Here is a 7,521-nt window from a genome sequence, read left to right on the forward strand (position 1 = left end):
CCTCTGGTCTGTGCGGTCGCTTGGTCTGTGCGGTCGCCTACGGGTCGGGCTCTCGGGTGCGCGGTCAGTCGCGGGCGGCCAGGCCGAACCGCTCGCGCCAGCCCACCCGCTCGTCCTCGGCCACCGGCGGCATGCCGTCGGTGACCGTCTCGTACACCGATAGGATGTCCGCGCCGACCGTCTCCCAGTCGAACCGCCGGACGTGCCGGGACGCCGCCTCGCGCAGGTCGCGCAGCCGCTCCGGGTCGCCGAGCAGCTTCACCGCGGCGGCAGCCAGCGCGTCGGCGTCCTCGACCGGGAACAGCTCGCCGGCCGCGCCGCCGTCCAGCACCTGCCGGAACGCGTCCAGGTCGCTGGCCAGCACCGGCGCCCCGGCCGACATCGCCTCGACCAGGATGATGCCGAAGCTCTCGCCGCCGGTGTTCGGCGCGACATACAGGTCGACGCTGCGCAGCAGCCTGGCCTTCTCCTCGTCGCTGACCATGCCGAGGAACTCGACCTGCGCCCGCACCCCGGGGGCCAGCCCCTCGACGGCCTCCTCGCGGTCGCCCTTGCCGGCGACCAGCAGCCGGGTGCCCGGCCGCTCCTCCAGGATCCGCGGCAACGCGGCGAGCAGCGTCGGCAGGCCCTTGCGCGGTTCGTTGATCCGGCCGATGAAGCCGATCGTCGCCGGGGCGCCGGTGCCGGCGAGCACGCCGCCCCGCCAGCGCGGGTCGGGCTCGGCGTCGGCGAAGAAGCGGACGTCCACGCCGTTCGGGATGACCACCGCGTCGCCGCCGAGGTGCTCGACCAGGGTGCGCCGGGCGTACTCGCTGACCGCGATCCGGGCGGACATCTTCTCCAGCCCCGGCTGCAGGATCGGCGAGGCGGCGATCATCGCCCGCGACCGCGGGTTGGACGTGTGGAAGGTGCCCACCATCGGCCCGGACGCCGACCACGCGGCCAGCATCGACAGGCTCGGCGAGGAGGGCTCGTGGACGTGCAGGATGTCGAAGCGCCCGTCGTTCAGCCAGCGCCGCACCCGGGCGGCGGACAGGATGCCGAAGCTGAGCCGGGCCACCGAGCCGTTGTACGGCACGGCGACCGCCCGGCCGGCCGAGACGACGTACGGCGGCAGCGCCGACTCGTCCTCGGCCGGGGCCAGCACCGACACCTCGTGGCCGAGCCGGATCAGGTGCTCCGCGAGGTCGCGGATGTGGAACTGCACGCCGCCGGGCACGTCCCAGTCGTACGGGCAGACGATGCCGATCCTCACTTCTGCTCCCCCTGCCCCGCGCCCGCGGCGCGATCGGTGCCGAGGTCGGCCAGCCACAGCTTCTGCAGCATGTGCCAGTCCTCGGCGTGCTCCCGGATGCCCTCGGCCCACACGTCGGCCAGCGCCTGCACCATGGCGGAGGTCCGCTCGCGCTGGTCGCCCTCGGCGGGCGGCGGGATCTCCGGGTGGATCTCGGCGCGCATCAGCGGCCCGTCGTACCAGAGCGTCACCGGGAAGAGCGCCGCGCCGGTGCGCAGCGCGAGCGCGGCCGGCCCGGCCGGCATCCGGGTCGGCTCGCCGAAGAAGTCCACCTGCAGGCCGGCCGCCGAGAGGTCCCGGTCGCCGAGCAGGCAGACCAGTTTGCCCTGGCGCAGCCGCCGGGCGAGCGTGCCGATCACCGACACGTCGGAGCCGGTCAGCGGCAGCACCTCCATGCCGAGGCCCTCGCGGTACGCCACGAAGCGGTCGAACAGCTGCTCCGGCTTGAGCCGCTCGGCGACGGTGGTGAACGGGTACCCGCCCGCCGAGGCGATCCAGGCGCCGGCGAGGTCCCAGTTGCCCATGTGCGGCAGCGCGAGCACCGCGCCGCGGCCGGCGGACATCGCCTCGTTCAGCTGCTCCAGGCCCTTCACCGGCATGGCGTCGGCGATCCGCTGCAGGCTCCAGGCCGGCAGCCGGAAGGACTCCATCCAGTACCGCATGTAGGAGCGCATCCCGGCCCGGGAGAGCTCGCGCAGCCGCGCCTCGTCCGCCTCCGGGTGCACCCGGCGCAGGTTGGCCTCCAGCTGCAGCACGCCCTTGCCGCGGCCGCGCCACACCCGGTCGGCGATCCGCTCGAACAGCGTGCGCGCCACCCGCTCGGGCAGCCGCTTCACCACCGCCCAGCCCGCCGCGTACAGCCAGTAGACCAATCGGTCCTTCACGCCGCCCCCTCGACTCCCGCCGTCTCCCGGTCGGCCTCCTGGGCCTCCCGCCGCACCGTCAGGATGCGCTGCATCACCGTCACCAGGCTGCCGGCCGCGACCACCCAGAGGGCGAACGGCAACAGCCACTCCACGTACGGCAGGCCGAACGCGTGCAGGCCCGCCACGCCGGCCGCGACCAGGCTGATCACCAGTCGCTCGGCGCGCTCGACCAGGCCGTTGACGTTCACCGGGAAGCCCAGGCTCTCGCCGCGGGCCTTGGTGTACGAGACCACCTGGCCGCTGGCCAGGCAGAACACCGAAACGGCGCAGAGCAGGTCGTTGTTCCCGGTGCCCGCGTACCAGAGCGCCAGACCGCCGAAGATCGCGGCGTCCGCCACCCGGTCCAGCGTCGAGTCGAGGAACGCGCCCCACTTGGAGGAACGCCCGGCCTGGCGGGCCATGTTGCCGTCGACCAGGTCGGAGAAGATGAAGAGGGTGACGGTGATCGTGCCCCAGAAGAACTCCCCGCGGGGGAAGAACACCAGGGCGCCCGCCACCGATCCGGCCGTCCCGATCAGCGTCACGGCGTCCGGGCTGACGCCCCAACGCAGCAGCATCGCGGCGAACGGCGTCAGAACACGTGTGAAGAAGGCACGCGCGTATTTGTTGAGCATGGCCTTCCCGACCGCTCCGATCTCACCGGACTCCGCCCGCGGCCCCTGTGCCGCCGGGCGGCCGAGCGGATCGGCCCGCCCGGCTGGACAATGGTATCCACGCTGATCGCGGGGCTTCGCCGCCCCACGCCCCCGAGCAGCCCGCCGGCCCGACCGGCCCACCACGCACGGCACGGAGGCACCCGACGCCCCGGCCGTGAGCACCGCTTGTGACCCGCGCGAGCGCGCCGCAGCCACCCGCGAACAGCAGGAGAGCAGCCATGGCGGACCGAGCAGCCACCCACACCGCGGCCCCCACCGTCGAACGATCCGACCGGCTCCGCAACGTCGTCCTCATCGGCGCCACCGGAGCCGGCAAGACCACCCTCGCCGAGTCCCTCGCCCTCACCGCGGGCGCGCTCACCCGGGCCGGCACCGTCCCGGACGGCACCACCGCCGCCGATTACGAGGACATCGAGCACCAGCAGCAGCGCTCCGTCCAGCTCGCGCTCCTCCCGCTGGCCTGGCAGGACTGCAAGATCAACCTGCTGGACGCACCCGGCTACGCCGACTTCGCCGGCGACATGCAGGCCGCGCTGCGCGCCGCCGAGGCCGCCGTCCTGGTGGTCTCCGCCACCGACCCGGTCTCCGCGCACACCCTCGCGCTGTGGCGGGAGGTCCGGCTGCGCAACCTGCCCACCGCGATCGCCCTCACCCACCTCAACGCCGTCCGCGTCCACCTCGACGAGGTCCTCGCCACCCTCCAGGACGCCTTCGGCGAGGGTCACCCCGACTCCGTCCTGCAGCTGCACGACAGCGCGCTGAAGGACGGCCGGCTGCTCGGCTCCGTCGACCTTCTCACCGGCCGCACCTACGGCGAGCCCGGCGACCTGCCCACCGTCGACGAGGACCGCACCCACCTGGTCGAGGCGATCGCCGGCGAGGACGACGCCCTGCTGGAGCGCTGGGTCGCGGGCGAGGAGCTGGACACCGCCTCGCTGGGCGACGCGCTGCGCCGCGAGTTCCTGGCCGGCACCGTGCACCCGGTGCTCGCCACCGCGCCGCCCGCCGACCCCACCGGCACCGCACCCGGCGCCGCCGAACTCCTCGACCTGATCGCCGCGGTCTTCCCCTCCCCGCTCGACCGGGCCGACGACCTGCCCGCCTGTGACCCGGACGCCCCGCTCGCCGCCCAGATCGTGCACACCGGCGAGGACCCGTACGTCGGCCGGCTCAGCCTCGCCCGGGTGTTCTCCGGGACGCTGCGCCCGGACACCGTGCTGCACGTGCCCGGCGGCACCGACGAGAAGGTCGCCGGCCTGAGCTGCCCGTTCGGCAAGCAGCAGCGGCCCGTCCCGCACGCGCTCCCCGGCGACCTGGTCTGCCTCGCCAAGCTCACCGCCGCCCGCACCGGCGACACCCTCACCGAGGGCACCGAGGCCCTGGAGCCCTGGCCCCGGCCCGAGGCACTGCTGCCCGTCGCCGTCCAGGCGCACAGCAAGGCCGACGAGGACAAGCTCGCCCAGACCCTCGGCCGGCTCACCGCCCAGGACCCGTCGCTGCGCGTCGAGCAGAACCCCGACACCCACCAGCTCGTCCTCTGGTGCACCGGCGAGGCCCACCAGGCGGTCGTCCTCGACAAGCTGCGCAGCCGGTACGGCGTGCACGTGGACGCCGTCGACTACAAGGTGGCGCTCCGCGAGACCTTCGCCACCAGCTCCACCGGGCACGGTCGGCACGTCAAGCAGTCCGGGGGGCACGGCCAGTACGCGATCTGCGACCTCACCGTGGAGCCGCTGCCCGGCGGCGGCTTCGAGTTCGTCGACAAGGTGGTCGGCGGCGCGGTGCCGCGCAACTTCATCCCCTCGGTGGAGAAGGGCGTCCGCGCCCAGCTCGCGCACGGGGTGCTGGCCGGCTACCCGATGGTCGACGTCCGGGTCACCCTCACCGACGGCAAGGCCCACTCGGTGGACTCCTCCGACGCGGCCTTCCAGACCGCGGGCGCGCTGGCGCTGCGCGAGGCGGCCGCCAACGGGCGGATCCAGCTGCTCGAACCGGTCGACGAGGTGCAGGTGCTGCTGCCGGACGAGTACCAGGGCGCGGTGCTCAGCGACCTCTCCGCGCGCCGCGGCCACGTGCTGGGCACCGAACCGGGCGGGCCGGGGATGAGCCTCGTCCGCGCGGAGGTGCCGGAGCTCGAACTCGTCCGCTACCCCGTCGAGTTGCGCTCCATCTCACACGGCACCGGGCAGTTCTCCCGCAACTACCTGCGGCACGCCCCGATGCCCCCCACCCTCGCCGCCCGCTACGAACACGCCTCGTAGAGCGCATGCACAGGGGGAAGCCAACCGGGGGCGCTGGGGGCACCTGCCGCCCCTACGCCCGCCGGCGAGGCATCGCGCAGGCCGGCGTCCCCGCCGGCAGCAGGTGGCGGTTGCGGGAGACCCAGCGGTAGACGGCGGCGGCGATCGGCCGCACCGGCGGCAGCGCCAGCACAGCGCCCGCGTACGCCCAGGCGCCGCCGGAGCGCATCAGCAGCCGGGCGACCGCCTGCGCCCCGCCGTACACCCGTCCGCCGGGGGTGATCCACAGCACCTCCCGGCCGGCCCGTTCCTCGGTGACCAGGCCGTGCCCGCCCGCCCCGGCGTCCAGGGCCGCGAGGTCGGCGTACTGGTACGGCACGGCCTGCCAGCCGCCCGAGGAGAGGGAGGCCCGCGGGTAGCGTTCGGCCCAGGTCACGCAGCTGGTGCAGAAGGCGCAGTCCCCGTCGAAGACCAGCACGGGATCGTGCGCGATGAGTTCGGCCATGCCCCGATCCTCCCGCACCGCGGGCCGCCGCCGGCCGGCGTGACACCCCGGAGGATCGAACCGACCGCGAAGTGGGCATGATCCCCTCACGGTGCTCGGCCGCGGGCGGCTGACGCCGGTTCAGACGATCTTGCCCGCGACCGGCCGGAGGCGCGATAGCCTGCGGCCGACAAGGGCGGATCCAGGGGAGGAGGGGCAGCCGCCGTGACCCAGCTCGACATGACCCCGGGTGCGCAGGTACCCCGCACGGACGTCGGCCCGCAGACCGCCGTCACTTCGGCGCTCTCCTCCGCGGCCTACCGCGACGGCAGCTTCCGCGAGTTGGAGGAGAAGCTCGGCGCCAAGCTGAAGAACGGCCGCTTCGAGCTGTTCCGGCCGAGCGTCGGCGAGGCGTTCAGCCGGGCGGTGATCGACCGGACGCTGCCCGCCAAGCGGAACCCGCTGGTGCCGTCCTTCGGCACCGACGTGCGGATGGTGGTCGAGCACTGCCTGGCCGCCAACGACCTGCGCCACGCCCGGGACCGGCAGCTCGCCCTGGTCACCGTGGTCTGCGGGCTGCTCTTCCTGCCCGGCGCGCTGGTCTGGCTGGCCGCCTTCCAGGTGCGCGCCCAGCTGAAGAAGACGCACCCGGCCCGGGAGGGCTTCTACGGCACGCTGGCGCTGCTCGCCGCCTGCGGCCTGGCCCTGTTGTTCGCGATCCGCCCGCCGGTGGACGGCCCCTGGTCGCTGTACTTCCGGCTGATGATGCTGGCCCCGGTGGTCGGCTGGTTCGTCGCCCGGCGGATCTGCCTGCGCAGCACGATCGACCTGCGCACCCGCTGGCAGTCGCTGCTGGAGGGCGGCGCGGTGGCCGCGACGGTGCCGCAGGCGGTGCCGCGCGACGACCTCGACCGCAAGGCCACCGACCTGCGCGCCAGCCTGGAGCGGTTGACCTCCGAGCAGGAGACCAACATCCACCACTACGCGGGCCGCAAGGGCCTGCTGGGCGCCGGCATGCGCTGGGTCGCGGTGGAGATGAACGAGGACCTCAGGCCGGCCGCGGGGCACGCGGACTTCCGGACCTTCCACCGCTGGGACCTCGCCCGCAAGATCGCCGAGCGGCTCGGCTCGGTCGCGGCCAGCGAGGTGCCGGGCGGCGACATGCCGCACGTCTCGGTCGCCCACTGGGTGGTGCAGGACATCCCGGAGGGCGCGGACGAGATCGGCCGCCCGTCCACCCCGGAGATGGACGGCTACCGGATGCGCGACTTCGGCATCCAGCAGATCGCCAACCGGCAGACCATCGGCACCGACACCGACACCAACGTGGCCGCGCAGCTGGTGCTGCACAACGGTCAGGTGGTCGCCACCGTCACCGTCAAGATCACCGTGCTGGGCCGCAACCTCCGGGTCTCCGTGTACGGGCACGCCCTCGGGCCGCTCAACGGGCTGTTCACGGCCAAGCCCAAGCCCAAGGAGAAGAGCGTCCCGAAGACCGGCAAGTTCTGGGAGGAGAAGACGATCGTCCTCCCGCTGATCGACGACGACGAGGTCGTCCGACAGGCCGTCCGGGCGCCGTTCCACAAGATCCCCGGGCTGCTGAACTGGCTGGGCGGCTCGCTGACCCTGCCGGAGCCGTTCTGCCTCCGCCAGGCGTGGACGGACAAGACCTGGGACAGCCGGGCGAAGAGCGACTCGGTGCTCTACAGCGCCCAGCCGATCTTCAACATGGTGCAGACCACCACCATCGAGTTCCTCGCCGACCACGACGTGGACGTCGAGCGGTTCACCAACCGCGCCAACATCAGCCGCTCGGAGAACCAGGCCGTCCGCCCGTTCAAGGCCGACGCCTACGACGCCGGCTGAGCCGCCCGGACCGACGCCGCAGGGCCGGAACCCGAGGGAGTCCTCGCGGTTCCGG

Annotated in this window: 6 protein-coding genes; 2 read left to right on the forward strand and 4 right to left on the reverse strand. The window is 73.7% G+C overall.

Translation table 11 applies throughout. The features are described from left to right. Positions 1-64 precede the first annotated feature (64 nt). From AB0O09_RS13650 to pgsA, 3 genes are read right to left on the reverse strand one after another with little or no spacing between them, the layout of a single operon-like run. Entirely contained in the window at positions 65-1,255 is a 1,191-nt protein-coding gene (locus AB0O09_RS13650; RefSeq protein WP_359981251.1) for a glycosyltransferase family 4 protein, read from the reverse strand. Next, positions 1,252-2,178, reverse strand: a complete 927-nt coding sequence (locus AB0O09_RS13655; protein WP_363541775.1) for a phosphatidylinositol mannoside acyltransferase — start codon at positions 2,176-2,178, stop codon at positions 1,252-1,254. The genes AB0O09_RS13650 and AB0O09_RS13655 overlap by 4 nt, the downstream gene beginning before the upstream one ends. Further along, positions 2,175-2,834, reverse strand: a complete 660-nt coding sequence (gene pgsA / locus AB0O09_RS13660) for a phosphatidylinositol phosphate synthase (RefSeq protein ID WP_363541776.1) — start codon at positions 2,832-2,834, stop codon at positions 2,175-2,177. The genes AB0O09_RS13655 and pgsA overlap by 4 nt, the downstream gene beginning before the upstream one ends. Before the next feature lie 260 nt (positions 2,835-3,094). Between pgsA and AB0O09_RS13665 the strand changes: the two genes are divergently transcribed. Beyond that, positions 3,095-5,137, forward strand: a complete 2,043-nt coding sequence (locus AB0O09_RS13665; RefSeq protein WP_363541777.1) for an elongation factor G — start codon at positions 3,095-3,097, stop codon at positions 5,135-5,137. A gap of 52 nt (positions 5,138-5,189) precedes the next feature. Here the strand turns inward: AB0O09_RS13665 and AB0O09_RS13670 are convergent, their stop codons facing one another. Then, entirely contained in the window at positions 5,190-5,621 is a 432-nt protein-coding gene (locus AB0O09_RS13670) for a DCC1-like thiol-disulfide oxidoreductase family protein (protein WP_363541778.1), read from the reverse strand. A gap of 204 nt (positions 5,622-5,825) precedes the next feature. Between AB0O09_RS13670 and AB0O09_RS13675 the strand changes: the two genes are divergently transcribed. Then, positions 5,826-7,466, forward strand: coding sequence for a hypothetical protein (locus AB0O09_RS13675; protein ID WP_363541779.1), 1,641 nt, complete (start codon positions 5,826-5,828; stop codon positions 7,464-7,466). Positions 7,467-7,521: the final 55 nt, after the last annotated feature.

This window comes from Kitasatospora sp. NPDC093679, from assembly GCF_040683455.1.
Taxonomy (GTDB): Bacteria; Actinomycetota; Actinomycetes; order Streptomycetales; family Streptomycetaceae; genus Kitasatospora; species Kitasatospora arboriphila.